Origin of the sequence: Streptomyces sp. W16 (assembly GCF_033194735.1) — a bacterium.
In the GTDB taxonomy this organism is placed as follows: domain Bacteria; phylum Actinomycetota; class Actinomycetes; order Streptomycetales; family Streptomycetaceae; genus Streptomyces.
This window is the reverse complement of the sequence record NZ_JAWOAI010000183.1, coordinates 1-17,506: the sequence shown is the minus strand read 5'-3', so window position 1 is coordinate 17,506 and position 17,506 is coordinate 1. Positions and strand designations below refer to the sequence as shown.

The window sequence follows — 17,506 nt, the reverse complement described above, 5'->3', positions numbered from 1 at the left end:
GAGTGCGGTGTTCAGTCCTTTCACGGGAGCAGCGTGTTCAGGTCGGGGGTCTTCTTGAAGAGGCCGTCGGTCTCGCTCAGCTTCTACCACCCGCGCCCGGGCCGCCGTGGAGGTCGCCATCACCGCCGCGATCACCGCCGCCGGGGCGGGCCACACCGCGGACGTCGTCGACACGGTCGGCACGGACGTCCCCGACAAGGAGAACCGGGTCTACCGCAAACCCGCCGGTGTGGTCACCGTCATCAGCCCGTGGAACTTCCCGATGTACCTGTCCAACCGATCCGTCGCCCCGGCGTTGGCCCTGGGCAACGCCGTCGTCCTCAAACCGGCCGAGGACTCGCCCGTAACCGGCGGCCTGCTGCTCGCCAAGGTGTACGAGGAGGCGGGACTGCCCCCGGGCCTGCTCAGCGTCGTCGTCGGCCGGGGCCGGGACATCGGCGACCACCTGGTGCAGCACGAGATCCCCCGGGTCGTCTCGTTCACCGGATCCACTCCGGTCGGCCGGGGCATCGCCGCCAAGGCGGGCCTGAAGAAGCTCGCACTGGAGCTGGGCGGCAACGGCCCCCTGGTCGTCCTGGACGACGCCGACCTCCAACGGGCCGCCGAATGCGCCGTGTTCGGCAGCTACTACCACCAGGGCCAGATCTGCATGGCGACGAACCGGGTCGTCGTCGACACCTCGGTCTACGACGAGTTCGTGGACCGCTTCGTCGAACTCACCCGGCTGCTGCACACCGGCGACCCCCGTGCGTCGGCTACCCAGATCGGCCCCGTCATCAACGACAAGCAACTGAACGGCATCCGGGACAAGATCTCCCGCGCGGTGGCCGACGGAGCGAAACTGCTGCTCTCCGGCGAACCGACCGGCCCGGCCGGCCGCGTCCTGGCACCCCACGTACTGCTCGGCGACAACCACGTGACCACGGCCGCCGAGGAGGTCTTCGGCCCGGTCGCCACCCTCGTCCGCGCCGACGGTGAGGAGGACGCGCTGCGGATCGCCAACGACACCCAGTACGGCCTCTCCAGCGGCGTCTTCACCCGCGACGTGGAACGCGGCCTGCGCTTCGCCCAGCAGGTGGAGGCGGGAATGACCCACATCAACGACACGACCGTCCACGACGACGTCCACGCCGCGTTCGGGGGCGAGAAGGCGTCCGGTATCGGCCGCTTCGGCGGCAGGTGGGTCGCCGACGACTTCACCACACACCACTGGATCAGCATCCAGCACAAGCCGCGTCCGCTGGTGTTCTGAGGTCCATGAGCGTTCTGAGGTGCGTGGGCGTTCTGAGGTGGATCGATGTTCTGAAAGAGCCCCTCACCCCGGCGTCGAGCGACGCATCAGGCAGCTCGCGGCGGTAAGTTCCGACGGTGGAGCCGGAGCCGGATCGCCTCGCGCTCCCCCTCGGTCAGGCCGCCCCAGAATCCGTACTGCTCCCCGCTGTTGAGGGCCGTACGGGCACAGACCTCCCTGACGGCGCAGGCCGCGCAGATGGTCCGAGCCTTCTCCTCCCGGACCTGTCTCGCCCGGCCCCGCTCACCCGCGGGCGAGAAGAAGAGCGAGGTGTCCATGCCCCGGCAGAGGGCGTAGCGCTGCCAGTCCCAGTGGTCGACGAGCGGGCGGTATCGAGGAATCACGCTGCTTGCTCCTTCCTTCCGGACCTGGCGGTCACGGCCCGGGGGCCGGGTGCGGGGTCGCGGAGACGGCACGGACCTCGTCCGGAGTCAGATAGCCCCCGGTCCCCTCCATGTCGCGGATCGTGGTCGGCCGGCGGGCGAGGAATCCCGTACGGACGAAGTCGTCGCCCGCGACCGCGTGCAGAACCCAGTTGGTCACGACCCGGGTCCTGGCCACGAGCGTGGGCAGCGCCAGGAGGTGGTAGCCGCGCGCCACCACCTGCGCGGCGAACCCGCTGAGCGGAATGCCGAGCGGCCGGGACACCGACCCGAAGCCGCCCAGGTCCACGACCAGGCCCAGATCGCGGTGCCGGTACGGACGCAGCCGCTGTCCGCGTACCCGCGCGGCGACGTTGGTACCCGCTGTCCTGCCCTGGCGCAGCGCGTGCTGTGCGGTGGGCGGGCAGATCGCGTCCCCGCCGGTGACCAGGTCGGGCACGGCGGCGGCGTCACCGACGGCGAACACTCCGTCAAGTCCCGGCACGGTCAGCTCAGTTGTGACGGCGAGCCGTCCGCGTACGGTCTGCGCCTCCATGGAGGCGATCAACGGGCTCGGCGCGATCCCCGCGGTCCACAACAAGGTGTGAGTGGGCATCCGCCGCCCGTCGGTGAGGACGACTTCGCCGGGCCCGGCCGAGGCGACGCTCACACCGAGGGTGACCTCGATCCCGCGGCATCGCAGCAACTTCAGTGCCTTGTCGCCGAGTTGGTCGCCCAGCTCCGGCATCAGTCGCGGAGCGACGTCGACGAGGTGCCACTCGATCAGCTCCGGGCGCAGCGCCGGGTAGCGGCGTGCGGCGGCGAGGGTGAGCCGTTGCAGATAGGCGGCGGTCTCGGTACCGGCGTAGCCACCGCCCACGACGACGAAGCGCAACCGGGCCGCCCGCTCAAGCGGGTCATCGGTGGCGTCGGCCAGGTCGAGTTGGGAGATGACGTGGTCGCGCATGGCGACCGCCTCCGCGAGGTTCTTCATGCCGTGGGCGTGCTCGGGCACACCCGGGATGTCGAACGAGCGGGTCACGCTGCCGCTGGCCAGCACCACGAGGTCGTAGCGCTCCCGCACCACCTCGTCGGTGATCAGCCGCACCACGCACACCTTGGCCGCGGGGTCGACACCGGGCGCGGCGCCGGGCACGATCCGGGTGCGGCGGAGCACTCTGCGCAGCGAGACGGCGATCGACTGCGGGGTCAGCACGCCCGCCGCCACCTGTGGCAGCAGAGGCAGATAGAGCTCGTAGCCGAGCGGCGCCACCAGGGCGAGCTCTGCTTCTCCGGGTTTGAGAAGCCTTTCCAGGCGGCGCGCGCAGGCAATACCCGCGAAGCCACCGCCGACGATCAGGATGCGGGGCCGAGTCACGATGTCGTCCTCCCAGGCCGATAGGGGCTGGTCCGATTCGTCACCATCGTGATCCGCCGACGGCGGCCCTGACTTCAGTCGGACGACTGACGGGCGGATGAGGGGCGGCTGACGGGCCCCGGTCACGTCCCTCCGGGACAGTCGGCCGACTGAAGTCACACCGCCCTCACCACACCTACCTTCGGTTCGAAGTCGGCGCGTCCGACAAGGGCGAAGGAGACAGGCCATGAGACCTGGACGCGGAACACCTCCGATGACAGTTGCCGTCACCTCCTCAATGGAGATGGCCGCAGCCCCTGTCACGGCCGCTCTGCGGGCCCAGTCCCGCCTGCGGGTGCTCGGCCGGGAGCAGGCGGCCCGGGCGGAGGCGATGCTGGTAGTGGCTCACGAACTCGACGAACAGACACTCAAAGTGATGCACGACGCGGACCGTCCGCCACGAGGAAGCGGACCGCAGGTGGTCCTCGTCGCCGAGCGGTTCGGAACCGAGCGGCAACTGCTGCGGGCGGTCGACCACGGACTGGTCTGCGTACTGCCACGTTCACGCGCCGGGCTCGACCGCATCGTCCTCGCCCTGCTGCGTACGCGTGACGGCCGAACGGATCTCGATCCACCCGAGTCGATGGTCCGAGCGCTACGAGCCGACCTGCGCGCACTGCGCAACCGGTCCACGGCGGGCCTGTCCGGCCTCGCCCTGGACGCGGGCGAGGCCGAGATGCTGCGGCTGCTCGCCGACGGGCTCAGCTCCGAGGACATCGCCCTGGCCCTGAACTGCCCCGAGCGGAAGGTCCAGCACGTGATCCACCGGTCCTGCACCCGCCTGAGCCTGGGCCATCGCACATGGGCCGCCCGGGCCGCGTAGCGGTGACGCGGACAGCCCACCGAGGTCCGAACCGCCGCTACGATCACCGGCCATGGACTGGCTGGAGCGCACCACGAAGCTGAGGCAGTGGACGCGAAACGGAACACGCGCACCGCACAAGCCGCTCCTTCTCCTGTACGCCCTCGGCCGGTTCCAGGAGGACGCCGACAGCGAGCTGCGGTACAGCGCGGTGGAGGAGGACCTGCAACGCCTGCTGACCGAGTACGGGCCGCCCAACAAGACGTCGCCCGCTTGCCCTCCGCGCGCGTGATCGGCCAGCGTCGGTTCCAAATCCGTAAGTCAGCTGTGCAGCCAGCAGCAGTCGCAGCCAGAGGCACCTCTTCCCGAAAACGGCGGAAGATTCACTGACGCCCGGTCAGGGCAACACGTAAGGGCAGGTCAGAGGTATGACAGGCATGGCCCCGACAGGCGCCTTCTAAGCGCCTGCTCTGTCCGGGGGACCAGGTTCCCTCCTTGGTGCGGTCGGGTGCGCGTCAGCGGTCCTCCACGATGAAGCAGGCCCGTTCGTAGAGCTCGTCGAACGTGATGACCTCGACGTCTTGGATAGATCGTCTGTACTGCTCGAAGGAGGTGATCTTCTCCGGGTTCGCCGCGCCCTGGTGGGTGAACTCGCGGAGGCTTCCGATCACCAGCACCTGTCGCGGGCGGGCGGTGGAGATCTCGATGTCGGTGGGAGCGCCGTCGTCCCGGTAGAGCCTGTGCAGTGCGCCGGTGACCAGCCGCAGGGCCTTATGGGCGGTCTTCTGCACCTGCGCCACGGCGCCCACGACGTCCTTTGATACCTGGTAGACGTCCGGAGGCCGATACGGCGCGTTGGCCAGTAGAGGTGTCAAGTGAGTCTTGATCTCGCAGAGCAGCAGGCTGCTGATGAAGCCCTTGGAACGCATGACAGCGTCACTACGCTTCCCCGCTCCGGTAAAGATGTTGGCGCCAGTCGTGATGCGCTCCAGCTTTCCGTCGTCGAGGGGTTCACAGGCGACAAGGTTGAGACCGTACCCGAAGATCCACGGATTCTCCTCGAAGAAGCCCTGCCAGACCGCTTCCGGCCCTGCCGCCCGGCCACGCTCCTGCTCGAAGAACTCTGGGTCGGTCAACAGGCTCTTGAACCGCTGGAGTTGTGACTTGCGGTTGCTGACTCGCCGAATGTCTTCTTCAGTGAGGGCGCCGCCGATGGCGGTCCTGACTGCTTCGAGGAGCGTCGTCCGGTCTTGGCCGGCAAGCAGCCGAGCCAACTCGGCCTCGCCGTCGACGGCTGGCCGTCGTCTGCCACCAGGGATGTTGTCCAGCCCAACGCAGTTCTGGATGAAACAGATGACCTTCCAGAAGTTCTCGTGGACGCCATTGGTGTCGACGAGCGCCTTGATGATCTGGGTGGATTCGGTCCCGGGTATGGCCTCCATAGCCACTGTCCTCGCGGCTTTGGTCTTGTCTTTCTTCCACAGTTTGATTCTTGGAGAGAGGGCGCCATCCCTGTTGATGAGGGTGACGTTGCACAGAGTTGCGACCAATGGCCGGTCATCGAGGAGAAAATCAGTGATCATCCGGTCCGTGCGGGTGTCGTAGAAATAGGAGAACCCACGGCCGCGGATCTCAAGGTCGGCGAAGTCCTGCCGTCCAACATCGAACTCTGTGAGCGGGAAGTCGATTCGGAAGCGTCGAGCCCCCGAGGGATCGAGCTCAGGCTCGGCGGTCTGGTTCCTCCAGTCCGGCGGGACGGCCAGGAGCGGCTCGATGTCACCATCGACCACGAGGGACTGAACGTCTTCGCGCTGGAGCCGGGTGAGAACGGATCTCAGTCGCTGCCAGATCGCGTCGGTGACCGCTTCCGTGAACTCGGGCAGAAGCGTGCGATCCACCGTAAGGACGGCCTCGTATGTGGCGGCCGTCCAACCGTCGCCGGGCATGGGGTGGTAGACGCAGCCGTCGCCTCGCAGCGTGAGGACAGCCGAGCGGAGCAGGTCGCGGGCAACCTCCTCGCCGTCGCGGTCAAGGAGTCTGTAGGTCTGGCCCAGAACGAGGTCGAGTTTGCCAGTGTCGTCGTCATCGACAGGCAATGAGACCAGTGGGCCGGTGGCCTGCGTGGGGACCGGCGTGTAGAGCGGCCGACCCGACAGGAAATCGAAGGGGCGGAGAGTCCAACCGTCCGGCCCTAGGAAGCGGTTCAGCTCCTCAACGCGTTGGGATGACTGGTCGACGTCGGGCTGTACTTCTGGATGAACGAGCCGTGTCAGAAAGGAGAGAAGCACCTCATCGGGGCCATCGACAAGTCGGAAGCGCTGGTCCTCGAAGAGCCAGTCGTCGTCCCAGTCCAATGGGTTGGTGAACCGGTGCTGGACGATGTCGCCGCGCGCTGTCGTAAACCGGGGATCCGTAGACGCCAACCTGTCCAGGTCGTACAAGCCGACCAGAAAGTCGATCTCGTCAAGCCGTCCCCACCAGGGGCCGCCCTCGCCGCGCAGGTAGTCAAAGATGTCGCGTCGCGTCAGCGCCGTGATCCTCTGCGCCCTGTGCGGTGCCGGGGAGGCGTCGGACTCAGTCATGCGCCCAGGATGTACGTGCGTCGGCCCACCAGGCGGGCCATTGGGACTCTTGGGCCTCTTGACTTCGGCGGGTGCCGTCGTTCGCTGGCACTGACGTGGCGAGGTCGGTCCGCCATGCGAGTCCTTGGCAGTTCCCGAGGACGCTGACGGCGACGTGTCCTCCAGCCCAAAGGGGACTTGGACTCGGGACCGGCGCCCCGTCGGCTTAGGGCTGATGTCAACCCCAGACCTCCGTGGGGGCACACCACGCTGATTTGGTCGGCGCGAGTCGCACCGCCCCCGGATTTTGTCAAGTCCGTTCGAGGTGATGGCCGTTGCAGCATAGCTTCGAGGAGCAGGTCTCAACTGGTTCGAAGGGCAGGCACCGTGAAGAGCAAGGACAGGACGCGAGGTGCAAGCGGCAAGCCGTCCGAACCGGTACGCCGGGAGGTATGGGTGCGCAGTGGGGGCAGGTGCGCACTCTGTAACGCCTACCTGTTGGAGGGGTGGATGTCGGGGCGGACGCTGAATCTGGGCGAGCTGGCTCACATCGTCGGCCGCGGCAACAACACCCGCTCTCCACGCGGCGAGCACCCCCTAGACCGCGCGCAGAGGGAGAACCCCGACAATCTCATGCTGTTGTGCGCCGATCAGCACGACGAGGTCGATGCCGCAAGCGTGCTGGATCTGTTCACGGTGGAGAAGCTGCGCCGGATCAAGCAGGAACACGAGGACCGGATCCGGCACGTGACGGGGCTTGGCTCGGACCGCGCAACCACGGTGGTGCGGATGGTGGGTTCGGTCCACGGCAATCAGGTGGAGTTGTCGCGGCAGACCGCTGCGGCTGCGCTCATCGCCGGGAACCGATATCCGCTGTTCCTGGAGTCCTACGCGCGCCATGGCCTCGAAATCGACCTACGTGGTGTGCCGGGAGAATCTTTGGCCGTCCCGTGCGCCGCGTCGCGGGCCGCTGACAGCCGTGCTTACTACGGCATCGCAACCCAGTTGGTCGACGATGTGATCGAGCGGCAGCTACGACCCGGCATCATGCGGGATGCCGTGCGGCATGTGAGCGTGTTCGGCTTCGCACGCCTACCACTGCTGGTGCATCTGGGTTCCCGGCTGGACGACACGGTGCCCACAGACATCTACCAGCGGCACCGTGAGGACGAGTCCTGGGTGTGGCGCGAAGAGGATGGCCTGGCCCCAAGTTTCGCCGCGCGGGTCGATCACGATGTGCCCGCCGGGAGTGACGCCGTCGTGGTCATCAACGTGTCGGGGGCTATCGGGGTACAGGAAGTACCGGTCTCGCTGAGGGGAATGCGTCGCTGGGAGATTCGTCCGGTTGGGGCGCCGACAGGCCCGGACATCATGCGTGCTCGTGGGTGCCTGGAGCGTTTCACAGGCGCGCTTCGGGGCTTCTTCGCCGAACTGGAGGCAGAGGCGAAGACGTTGGAGCGACTTCATGTGCTGCCCGCGCTGCCGATGTCCGCCGCGGTCGTACTGGGCCGTGTCCATCACCCGCAGGTTCACCCTCAGTTGGTGGTCTACGAACGGCTGACCGGACGCTACGTACCGACGCTTGAGATCGGCGGAGGCAGCGGGGCAGGCGTGCGGACAGTGGCCGGCTCGGCGGGCGGGTCTTCGGAGTGCGCGGTGTAGGGGACGAAGTGCTGAGCCGGCTGGGTTCCGGTGTGGGGCAGAGCGCACAGGTGAGTCCCGGAAACCGGGTGGTGCATCTGCGTGCCGAGGAGGGAGATGAGGCTCGCGGTGATGCCGACGAGGTCGGCGGCAGATCCATGGAAAGTGGGCACGGAGCAGCCACGCGTGGGTCTGATCTCCTCGCCTGCCTGTGGTTCGCTCCACAGCGAGTAGTAGGGCTCCAGGGTGGGGTTGGCCAGGACGTGCTTGCCGGTGGTGTGGTCGATGAGCGCCGGGCCGTGGCTGGTGTCGGGGGCTGAGACCGAGAGGATGCCGTGACTGGCCGTGGTGACGTCGGTGGTCATCTGAGCGAGCACTGCTCTACGGCCGGGGATGCGTGCCAGGAGGTCGAGGAAGCGTCCGGCGGTGATGCTGACGGTGGCGTCGATGACGACGTCTGCCTGGTGGGCCGCGTCAAGCAGTTCGGGTGAGGGTGGCGATGGGCAGATGTCGACGGTGAGGTCGTCGCGCAGGCTGAGCAGGCGTTTGGCCAGGGCCACCGCTTTGTTCTCACCGATATCGGCCTCGGTGTAGTTCTGTCTCACGAGCAATCCTCCGGTGACGGGGGTGCCGGGGTCGCTGAGGCTGATACGGGCAGCTCCTGCGCGGGCGATCAGCTCTGCGGCCCAGGAACCGATACCGCCGCAGCCCCAGAGGTGAACGTGGGTGTTGCAGAAGGCGTTGACGGGTCGTTGGACGTCACGGCGAGTGGTCACGGCTTCCCGTTCGTCGGAGAGGTAACACCATTCGATGATGCTGTCGCGTACGTCAGCGGGCAGTACGGACGAACCCTGTGCGATGCGGGGTACGCGACGCAGGGCATCACTGACTGAGGCGGGCAGGCGGCCAGCCAGGAGGAAGCGGGGTTCTGCCGGGAGACGGGGGTGGGGTACGGCGAGGACGAAGTACTGACTGGTTCCCTGGGGGTTGCGGCGGGCTGCGTAGATCAGGGCCGTGAGGAAGGCGGATGAGGGGCGTCGGGGCTGGTGGGGGGTTCTTGGTTCACTGAGCGTGGGGTTGTCGATGCGGTCGAGGAGAGCGGCGAGGGTGTGGCCGGCCGCCAGCGGCAGATGGCGGCTGAGGGGTAGTACGGGCAGGCGCTGACTCTGCTCGTTGGCCTGCCGGTTGGACAGGTCAAGTCGCTGACCGGAGCGTGGGGTGAGCCAGGCGATGTGCGCGATGCGGTGCTCCTCCGGTTCCCGGGCGACGATGGTGGGTGTGCCGTCAGTGCGGTGGAGAATTCCCCCGACGGCGTGGTAGAGGGCGGTGGTGCCGTCGAATCGATTGGAAGCAGCGTCGGTGAGCCACTGCCACAGTCGATTCAGGACGGCGGGGATGCCTCCTTCGGGATTCCACTCTCGGTCGGCATCGAGGTAGATGCACAGACGCATTCCCTCCAGTACATGCGGGGTGCTGGCGAAGCGGGTGTGCGGGGTGAGTACCTGCGGAGGCACCCGCTCGGTGGGCGGGAGGCCGAGGACGAACTCCTCGGCCTCGCCCAGAGCGAGACCGCCCTCGACATGCGGGATGCTGGCCGTGAACAGGCGGATGGGGACCAGAACCGTGCCGCTGGGCAGGATCTGGGGGTCACCCAGGACCCGGAGGTCTGCTCGGTGCTGGGCGGCAAGCGCTTTGAGGTCGGACAGCAGGTCCTGCTGCCACCGATTCGCCTTGGGAGCGGGGGGCTTTCGCTTGGTCATCCGGCACGTCCAGTCCGGGTAGGGGTGATCAGGGGCGGCACCGGGAACTTGGGACCGGCCGCCGGCGTGGTGGACGAGGAGGACGTCTTTGGCGGCTCGGGGAAGCGGCTGCCGAACAGATCCCGCCACAGGCGCACGCTGGTGGCGGAGTCCGTCTCGTCGTAGGCGGCGCGGATCTCCCGTGCGTGGGTGTTGATCCGGTCGCGGAAGTAGGCGTAAGTGGCCTGGTTCCAGCGGTGGTCGAAGGTGAGGCCCGATTGGGACGGGTCAGGGATGGAGGGCTTGTAGGGGCGGGCCTGCAGCCACTGGTCGAGGTCTTCGACGATGGTGAGGAGCGCGGTGGGCACGTTGGCGTAGCAGCCCGGCTCAAGCAGGGCGGTGGACTGGGTGACGCGTTCACCGAGGAGTGTGGTGAGGATGATGGAGCGGGTCCCGGTGAAGGAGTTCCTGTGGTCACGCAGGTACTTCATCAGGCGGATGACCTTGCGGAGGTTGCCGCCTGCGATGTCGTCCTTCTCCTTCATCCAAGCCGTGAACCCTGCGGGGTTGGTCGGCTCGAACCGGTTCTCGTCACGGTTGACGATGACTTCGCGGCCGTCGGCGAGGTGCAGGTAGGGGACGATGTCGACGTGCATGGAGTTGGCATAGGTCAGCTGCACGCATCGGCATTTGCGAGTGTGCGGCATGTCCTTATAGGTGCTGTGCCGGTGAAGCGCGGCGTAGATCTTGTCGATGTAGGTTGCGGGGTTACCCGCCCAGTCCAGGACTTCCTGGAGGTGGAGCATGAAGTCGGCGTCGAACTCCTTGTCCCCGACCGGGTTGATGATGGTGCGCTGTGCCCACGACCCCTGCGGCTTCTTGCCGAGGATGAGCGGTCCAAGTTCCGGGTCGCCCTTGAGCGCCTGGTAGATGGCCTCCACCCGGCAAGCAAGGAGATCGAGCTTGGCCTGGCTGAGGTTGACGACGTCCCGCAGGAACGTGGTGAAACAGTTGACGTGCTGCATGGGGGCCTCTTCGTTTGACGGCGTGGAGAATCGCCCTGTCCTCTGTACGACTGCGTGCATGCCGTACGGGTCGGGGAGTACTGCGCGGCCCTCGGGCATGGGCAGCGCGCAGGCCACGTGCCGGCTGGCCGGTCCGCCGCGACGGGCACACGAGAGAGGTGTGCGACGGGGCTGTCCGCGCAGGGCAGAGGTGACGGGGTGGCCGCGTATCCAAGAAGGTGCGGGAGAACACGGCAGACGGCGAGTACATCTGGCGTTGCTGACGCCTTGAACCCCGAGCGACGTGATCAGAGACCGACTGGCCGCTGTGCTCGACTGGTTGGAGCGGCGTCTGTACGGCAGACCAAGTGTGCAGTGGTGCCGTCCGGCCAGTGCTGCGGTCCGTCGTCACGGCCCGGCATGCAATGCGCGGTACGACCCTGGTCAGGTGGTCACCTGCCTGGCAAAACGCCGGGCGGGTACACATTGTCCCCAAAGAGCTTGCCTGCCCTCTGGCGTGACAATCACAGCACACACAGCGACCGCCACGCAAGGCATTCTTTGGTGGTCAGTTTCGCTGACATCGCTTCACTGAGCGTCTACCCAGGGCGAGTCGGGCCGACAGCGACCACGTGCGAAGGTCCGGAGCGCCTGAACTCTATTGCGGGGGGCCTGAGATGATGCCCAGGTTCATCAAGCGATAGGTCATGGCGATCTCGCTGAGCGCGAATGTGCGCCCCAACTGGGTCACCAGCTCTCCAACGGTCCGGAAGGAGGTCTGGTACACCGAGGACCGGACCAACGCCTCCGGAGCGAGCAGAGCCGCAGCAAAGCGATTGGCCTCGATCTCTTCGCGGTCGGTCGCCATACTCGACACCGTATTGCGGTAGTTCACCCGTGTATCCGTGTCAAGGATCAAGGGGCGGCCACGGTGCATCCGCAGGTGCCCGAGTTCATGTGCCACGGTGAATCGCTGCCTCAAGGGCGAATGGGTACGGTTCACACCGATCACACACCGGCCGTCCCGCCGCAGCAGCATGCCTGAGACATCGTCATCCAAGTCCCGCAGCACAACCTGAACATCAAGGCTCCCCGCCAGCACAAACGGGTCGATCGGAGCGGTGTTGATCTGGAACTCCTGCAGCAGAGCCCGCGCGGCGGTGTCAGCCCTGGCCATGAGCATCTTTCAGATTCTCGGAGTCGGACCATACCGAAGCGACATCGGCCGCGTACTGAGCCGGAAGGCCAGCGGCCTCCTCCGGCAGAAGCTGCGGAAGCAGTTCGGCTGGTTGCACGTGCAGCGCCGCCGCGATACGGACGAGACGGTAGAGCGGGGGCGCCTGCGTCCCGCTCTCGATGTTCGTGATCGACCCCCGCGACAGCCCGGCCTGGCGCCCGAGCAGTTCCTGCGTCAGCCGCGCCCTGATTCTGGCCTCCCTGATCCGCCGACCCACAACGGCGTTGAATGCCTTCTCCTCCACGCTGCCCCCAAGCAGTGCCAGCCTCACTGACAACCTACTTGCCCAGCCGCGGCGCTACCAGGCCCGGGGCGAACGCGTGATCGATCATCTGTACCTCGCCACATCACCACACGGCTCACAATTCATTGCACGCGCCTCTCTGAGGCTGGAAGGTGCAAGCGCTGGAGACCACTCCACTGTCCGCTCGCTTCAGCGTGGCGGACCCCGGCACCGGGCGGGAGTGCGGGGTCGACATCCTCAAAGAGATCTTCTGGCGGCCGGTCGCCCAGAGTCCGTACGGGCCTGTCCTCGCCGAGGACCACGTGATCGGGACCAAGGTCCGCGCCCCCGCCGACCGCGGGACACCCCGCGATCCGATCGACGTGTTCGCTGCCTCCCAGCGCTGGACGAATACCGAGCTCGAGGAGTTCAGCCGGCGCCACGCCCGCGGCCGCTTCGAGCGCGAGGGCCTCCAGGCGAACCTCACCGGCGCCGAGTGGACCGACGACGAAGCCTTCACCGCCAGAGACGCCACTCAGCCCTGGGCTACCGCACCCCCATCGAGTACGAACTACTCTCCGAGAACGACACCACCCCGGCTGCCGGTTAGCCACCGAGCCTGGAGCCCAATTGGTGGGGCAGGTCAAGATGTCACCCGATCGTGCGTCAGACCCCAGCCAACTTCCGCCGACTTCCCTGCGCAGGCCGTCACAGTGAGTGTTGACTGAACGGCTACATGGAACCGTGTACGCCGGGAGGATCGGTTGGAACCGAGGAGTGCCGCGCAGGTAGGGAAGGGCTTCCCCTACACCGCACGTACGACTTGCTACATCGAGGTCCACGAGGACGGAACAGTGACGCACGGGCACGACCGCGCCGCGTACGAGCGAGCCGTTGCCGGCAAGTCCCGCCTGTTCGCGGTCTGGCCTGGCGAGTGGTCGAGCCACTTGTTCGTGATCGACGACCTGGACGAGTACGCGAAGGCCCACGGGATCAAGCACGACGAGGAGCGCACCGGTCTCAAAGAGCACGTCCACGATGTCCGGTGGGAGCCGGACCCCTACGCCAACGACAGCCCTCGAAGCCCTTACATCAGCGTCGACGTCACGTTGGACTGCGGCTGTGAGGTCCACGACCGACGTGCCTTCGCCGCTCAGATGAGGGAACAGCGTGGATGGGACATGGCCACCAGCGGCGGCTGGAGCATCAGTGGTGCGCCGGGGGCAAGGAAGACGTACTCCCTGCGTGTTCGCCGCAAGAGCCTCACGAGCTGACCCCAGCGGGCCGCCACCGAGTCCGCACAGCAAAACGGGTGGCACAGCGTGTGCTGTGCGACCCATTTTCGTTCCTCACGCCCAGGCGAGGTTGTCTGGGATGTACTCGGAAACCAGACCGAGCAGCGCATCGACGGCCGCACGCCCCTTGCCGCCCGCCTCTGGCATGAAGTGGGCGTAGCAGTCGAGGGTGATGGTCGGGCTGGAGTGGCCGAGCCATCGGGCCAGCGTGACGACGGACTCGCCTGCTTCGAGGATGACCGAGGCGAAGGTGTGCGGGAGCACGTGAAATCCGTCCTTGCGAGACGCCTTCCAGCGCTTTCCCTTCTCCCGCATGGGGATGACCCCCGCCGCGGCAAGGGCGGGCTTCCAGACCTCGTCGTTGAAGATGTTGGCGCGCAGCGCGTTGCCACCCTTGTCATCGTGTTGAGACACCCGTGCACGAAGAGCAGCGAGGTCTTCCCGCTCCGTTAGTAGATCGACCACCTCATCGTTCACGACGAGTTTCAGTGCCTTATCGGCCCCGCCGTCGGCCAGGTCGAAGAGTCGCGTGAGGGCATTCGCCGTGAGGCAGGAGTGGACCCTGGTGATGGCGACGCACGCCGTCGCGTGTCCGTCGTCGGAGAACTGGTACTCATGAGGCCCCCGTGGCACATCGGCGGCAAGCAGGTCGAGGAGAGTCTGGGCCTGAGCTGGCGTTCCTCGTGGGAACCTCAGGGCGCCTTCTGTCGGGCGGCTTCGGCTTCCAGCTCCGCCAGCCGCTCCGCGGCGAAGCGGACACCTGCGTCCTGTGCCTGGCGCAGGGCTCGTTCCGCGCCCGCGGTGTCGCCGCGTTGTCGGCGGAGGGCGGCGAGAGTCAAGAGGAGATGCGGGTCCCCCTGGCGGATGGCTGGGATCAGGAGCTGTTCAGCCGCCTCGCTCTCTCCGCGGGCGGCGCGGGCGCGCGCAAGGGCTTCGATGAGAGTCACGGAACGAGCGGCCAGTTCCTCAGCTTGACGTGTTCTTCCTGTCGTCTCCAGGATGCGGACGAGATCCGCCTCCGCGCTCGGGTCCCCCTCCTGCAGTATGCGCCGATAGAGCCGCTCCGCTCGTTTGAGGTCGCCTTGCTCCTCCCACAGTCTGGCAAGCTCTGGCAAGGCGTGGCCCACGCCGAGGTTGTAAGCCCTCCAGAGCAGGCCAGCGGCCGATCGGTAGCCACCCTTGCTACGACGGATCATGCCCAGACCGCGCAGAGCATTCGTCTCGCCCATGGAGACGGCAATCTCGCAGAAGTGTTCGGCGCGGGCCGTGTCCCCCTCCTCCTCATACACCCAGGCGAGTTCGCGCGGAGCGTTCGTGTCGCCCGCCTCCATTGCATGCAGGAACACCTCGATTGCCCGAGGCGTGTCCGTGTACATATAGGCCCAGGCAAGCCCGGTGAAAGCTTCACTGTTGCCCGCTTCGAACGATCGCGTCGCGAGGTGGAGGGCGCGCTCGTGCTGGTCGCAATCTGCCAGCCAGCGGGCCTGATACTCGACGGCCCGGGCTCCGAAGAAGCCGCGGTCGAGGACGGCCTCGTAGAGCCGCTCCGCAGCCGTGTCCTCTCCGCGCTGGGACAGGACGGACGCGAGCCCCGCTGCAGCGTCGAACCTGCCGCTGGATTCCACGGCCTTCCGGTACCAACGTTCCGCCTCGTCGAGCAGTTGCGCACGCTCGTACCGCCAGGCCAGGTGGACTTGAGCCTCGGCATCGCCGAGCTCGGCGGCCAACTCAAAATAGGACAGAGCATCCTCGCCCTTGCCGCAGTCCTCAAGCCAGAGGGCGAGCGTGGACAGTGCCGCGCCCTCGCCTTCCTCTGCCGCCACCATGGCCAGGGCCTCGGCGTCCGTCGTCATGCCGCGGGCCAAGGCTGCGCGGCTCAGCGTGACCTTGTCCCCGGCGCTGGCGGCATGTTGTACGGCGGCGGACCAAAACCCCTCACCCGGGCAATTCAGTTCGCGATGCCTTCTCGCGTGCAGTTCGACGAAGTCCGAGAGTCGGTAATGGCTCGGTTCCGGTAGGTCCGGCAGAGATGGGCCCGGGGCCGGCGTCAGAGGCCCACGTACACCACGACACGGGGCTGACAGGTACTCCACCGCTCGCGTGAACCAGTCGGGCCGTGCCAGGTCGCGTTGCAGCGAGGTGAGGTACTCCGCGGCAGCGTTCTTGAGGAAGGCATGCGGGAGATCGAGGCTGTGGCCCAGTCGACGGGCGTCCATGGCGGCCTGCAACACCGCGCGGGCGGTGGGCGATCCCGTCTCGTAACGCTCCAACTGGGCCGGGCCACCGGCCAGGTACTGGATAACGTGTCCGCTCTCGGCGAGGCGCGCGGCCTGCAGCATCCGTTCATCGGTGACCTCGGACCCTGCGGTGAGAATGGTGAGCTCGTCCTCACTGAGCGTTTCCGGTACTCGGATCGGGCACCTGGCCAGCAGGGATTTCGTCTGCGCGCGTTCGTCCCGTGGCGCGGTGGTCATCGTGGCCCAGTGCTCATGCCAAGCCGTACCGAGGACGAGCACGGGTACGCATCGGGCGCTTCGAAGCAATCCCGTCAGTCTGGAAGCGACCTGCTCGTCCCGATCGGTGTCGCCGGAGAGGAGGTAGCGGTTGATCTCGTTGAGCCATAGGACCGTTTGGGGGCCTACCAAGTCGATCGCGGCGAGCAGGTCCTCAGGGGCAGCCGGATGCCACAGTCGCCACTCCCCAGGCAGCCGCTGAATCGCCTCCCATGCCGCTCGCGTCTTCCCCGTGGAGGAGTCTCCAAGAAGCACCTTCATGGCGCTTCGCCCTGCGAGGGCCTGGTTCACGGCGGTGCCGAGTTCGTCGTCGAAGGGCCTGCGGAAGTATGCGGGCAGTGGCCCACCATCGTCAGTCGCGTGGTCGACGATGATCGCCTCGTGGACCTCCAGGTCGAAGGGGTCGGCGGCGGCGATTGGGATGCCCGGACGATTCAGGCCGCCCGCGCTCTCCGTGGGCGAGAGCTCCCCCAATGCCTCGCGGTCGCAGAACCGGCGAGCCGCTTCGTCTCCGAAGTAGCGGGCCACGATGAGTGGCCGACTACGCAGCAGGATCCCCAGGTGCTCTGCGTCCCAGATCTCGCCGAGAGACAGTCCCGGATACCGGTCCTGGTAGTCGTGGGCCAGATCGCGCACTTGGGTGCGCGTCCCCCTGCACGAAGTGACGATGACCAGGCGCGCCACGCCCTGAGGGCGCGGACCGTGGACGAAGGTGTCCAGCGCCTTCTTCGCGTTTGTGTCCGTGAACCGGGTCACTTGCTTGACTTGGAAGGCGTGCCAGCCGCCGTCCGCTGCACGCCCGACGATGTCAATACCGCCCTGCGCCTGCCCGGGCGTTCCGTAGCGGTGGCACGGCGACAGACACTCCACTGCCTGCACGAGTTCGCACACCAACCGCTCGAAGTCGTCCCAGGGCATGTCATGGAATGGGAGGAAATCGATCTTCTTGTCGATTACCACAGGCTGTCGTGAGGACTGCACTGCACTAACCCCCGCTCGATCCACGCGTCAACGTGCGGTTCACAGGCTAGACGGGGGGACTGACACGCCGCCGACCATGACAGCTCGCGGTTCAAGTCGCCCCGCTGACCAGCGGTGAATCACCATCGAAGGCATCTTGGCTGGGGAGAATCCGGGGAGAATGAAGGCCCGTTGGGGAGCAGCTGGGGAGAATCGGGAGCATCAACGAGCAGCACGGCGAAAGGGCCGGAAAGACGGATCGCCGCAGGTCAGAATGCCCCTCCAGCCAGTTTCCGCAGGTTAGCGCCGCGAGGGCGAGGACTTCAAGAAGATTTCTTCTTGGGCGGCGATTCTGTTCGCGCCGACGTTGGTGGGGACGATCTACGGGATGAACTTCCGGCGCATGCCGGAGCTGCACTGGGTGCTCGGATATCCCTTCGCCATCGTCCTGATGGCGGTCG

The 17,506-nt window shown here is 66.8% G+C and carries 12 protein-coding genes and 4 pseudogenes; 7 read left to right on the top strand and 9 right to left on the bottom strand.

All coding sequences use genetic code 11. The annotated features are described in order from the left end of the window. Positions 1-97: 97 nt before the first annotated feature. A pseudogene (locus tag R6V09_RS24100) lies at positions 98-1,252 on the top strand (aldehyde dehydrogenase family protein); the annotation flags it as partial. A gap of 86 nt (positions 1,253-1,338) precedes the next feature. On the opposite strand, the gene R6V09_RS24095 reads toward R6V09_RS24100, so the two are convergent. Continuing rightward, the gene (locus tag R6V09_RS24095; protein ID WP_317883516.1) at positions 1,339-1,635 is read right to left on the bottom strand and encodes a WhiB family transcriptional regulator; all 297 of its coding nucleotides are present in this window, start codon (positions 1,633-1,635) and stop codon (positions 1,339-1,341) included. A 31-nt stretch (positions 1,636-1,666) separates the two neighbouring features. Next, the gene (locus R6V09_RS24090) at positions 1,667-3,031 is read right to left on the bottom strand and encodes an NAD(P)/FAD-dependent oxidoreductase (RefSeq protein ID WP_317883515.1); all 1,365 of its coding nucleotides are present in this window, start codon (positions 3,029-3,031) and stop codon (positions 1,667-1,669) included. Positions 3,032-3,314: 283 nt separating this feature from the next. Between R6V09_RS24090 and R6V09_RS24085 the strand changes: the two genes are divergently transcribed. Both R6V09_RS24085 and R6V09_RS24080 read left to right on the top strand, forming a co-directional pair. After that, on the top strand, positions 3,315-3,893 hold the full coding sequence (locus tag R6V09_RS24085; protein ID WP_317883514.1) for a LuxR C-terminal-related transcriptional regulator: 579 nt from the start codon (positions 3,315-3,317) through the stop codon (positions 3,891-3,893). Between the two features lie 52 nt (positions 3,894-3,945). Beyond that, a pseudogene (locus tag R6V09_RS24080) lies at positions 3,946-4,152 on the top strand (phosphorothioated DNA-binding restriction endonuclease); the annotation flags it as partial. Between the two features lie 235 nt (positions 4,153-4,387). Here the strand turns inward: R6V09_RS24080 and R6V09_RS24075 are convergent. Next, the gene (locus R6V09_RS24075) at positions 4,388-6,454 is read right to left on the bottom strand and encodes a Shedu anti-phage system protein SduA domain-containing protein (RefSeq protein ID WP_317883513.1); all 2,067 of its coding nucleotides are present in this window, start codon (positions 6,452-6,454) and stop codon (positions 4,388-4,390) included. 489 nt (positions 6,455-6,943) lie between these two features. Between R6V09_RS24075 and R6V09_RS24070 the strand changes: the two genes are divergently transcribed. Next, entirely contained in the window at positions 6,944-8,095 is a 1,152-nt protein-coding gene (locus R6V09_RS24070) for an SAVED domain-containing protein (protein ID WP_317883512.1), read from the top strand. Here the strand turns inward: R6V09_RS24070 and R6V09_RS24065 are convergent. From R6V09_RS24065 to R6V09_RS24050, 4 genes are all read right to left on the bottom strand, one after another. Next, positions 8,002-9,834: a ThiF family adenylyltransferase gene (locus R6V09_RS24065; protein ID WP_317883511.1), complete on the bottom strand. Its 1,833-nt coding sequence runs from the start codon at positions 9,832-9,834 to the stop codon at positions 8,002-8,004. The genes R6V09_RS24070 and R6V09_RS24065 overlap by 94 nt on opposite strands. Continuing rightward, a complete protein-coding gene (locus R6V09_RS24060; protein ID WP_317883510.1) occupies positions 9,831-10,838 on the bottom strand; it encodes an SMODS domain-containing nucleotidyltransferase in 1,008 nt (335 codons plus the stop codon). The genes R6V09_RS24065 and R6V09_RS24060 overlap by 4 nt, the downstream gene beginning before the upstream one ends. A 637-nt stretch (positions 10,839-11,475) precedes the next feature. Further along, positions 11,476-12,000 (bottom strand): ImmA/IrrE family metallo-endopeptidase, encoded by a 525-nt coding sequence (locus R6V09_RS24055; protein ID WP_317883509.1) that lies wholly within the window; start codon positions 11,998-12,000, stop codon positions 11,476-11,478. Continuing rightward, positions 11,981-12,325, bottom strand: a complete 345-nt coding sequence (locus R6V09_RS24050) for a helix-turn-helix domain-containing protein (RefSeq protein ID WP_317883508.1) — start codon at positions 12,323-12,325, stop codon at positions 11,981-11,983. The genes R6V09_RS24055 and R6V09_RS24050 overlap by 20 nt, the downstream gene beginning before the upstream one ends. A 116-nt stretch (positions 12,326-12,441) precedes the next feature. Here R6V09_RS24050 and R6V09_RS24045 point away from each other — a divergent pair. Together R6V09_RS24045 and R6V09_RS24040 are read left to right on the top strand one after the other, a co-directional pair. Continuing rightward, positions 12,442-12,801, top strand: a pseudogene (locus tag R6V09_RS24045) (hypothetical protein); the annotation flags it as partial. 240 nt (positions 12,802-13,041) lie between these two features. Beyond that, complete coding sequence (locus R6V09_RS24040) at positions 13,042-13,551, top strand: hypothetical protein (RefSeq protein ID WP_317883507.1); 510 nt, start codon at positions 13,042-13,044, stop codon at positions 13,549-13,551. Positions 13,552-13,626: 75 nt separating this feature from the next. On the opposite strand, the gene R6V09_RS24035 is transcribed toward R6V09_RS24040, so the two are convergent. Further along, positions 13,627-13,986 (bottom strand): hypothetical protein, encoded by a 360-nt coding sequence (locus R6V09_RS24035; protein WP_317883506.1) that lies wholly within the window; start codon positions 13,984-13,986, stop codon positions 13,627-13,629. 278 nt (positions 13,987-14,264) lie between these two features. Beyond that, positions 14,265-17,003, bottom strand: coding sequence for a hypothetical protein (locus R6V09_RS24030; protein ID WP_317883505.1), 2,739 nt, complete (start codon positions 17,001-17,003; stop codon positions 14,265-14,267). A gap of 352 nt (positions 17,004-17,355) precedes the next feature. On the opposite strand from R6V09_RS24030, the pseudogene R6V09_RS24025 reads away from it, so the two are divergent. Further along, a pseudogene (locus R6V09_RS24025) lies at positions 17,356-17,506 on the top strand (CorA family divalent cation transporter); the annotation flags it as partial.

Coding starts and splice junctions, on each gene's coding strand:
- R6V09_RS24085 (WP_317883514.1), top strand. CDS start 3,315: ATGGCCGCAGCCCCTGTCACGGCCGCTCTGCGGGCCCAGTCCCGCCTG.
- R6V09_RS24075 (WP_317883513.1), bottom strand. CDS start 6,454: ATGACTGAGTCCGACGCCTCCCCGGCACCGCACAGGGCGCAGAGGATC.
- R6V09_RS24070 (WP_317883512.1), top strand. CDS start 6,944: ATGTCGGGGCGGACGCTGAATCTGGGCGAGCTGGCTCACATCGTCGGC.
- R6V09_RS24065 (WP_317883511.1), bottom strand. CDS start 9,834: ATGACCAAGCGAAAGCCCCCCGCTCCCAAGGCGAATCGGTGGCAGCAG.
- R6V09_RS24060 (WP_317883510.1), bottom strand. CDS start 10,838: ATGCAGCACGTCAACTGTTTCACCACGTTCCTGCGGGACGTCGTCAAC.
- R6V09_RS24055 (WP_317883509.1), bottom strand. CDS start 12,000: ATGCTCATGGCCAGGGCTGACACCGCCGCGCGGGCTCTGCTGCAGGAG.
- R6V09_RS24030 (WP_317883505.1), bottom strand. CDS start 17,003: ATGCCCTGGGACGACTTCGAGCGGTTGGTGTGCGAACTCGTGCAGGCA.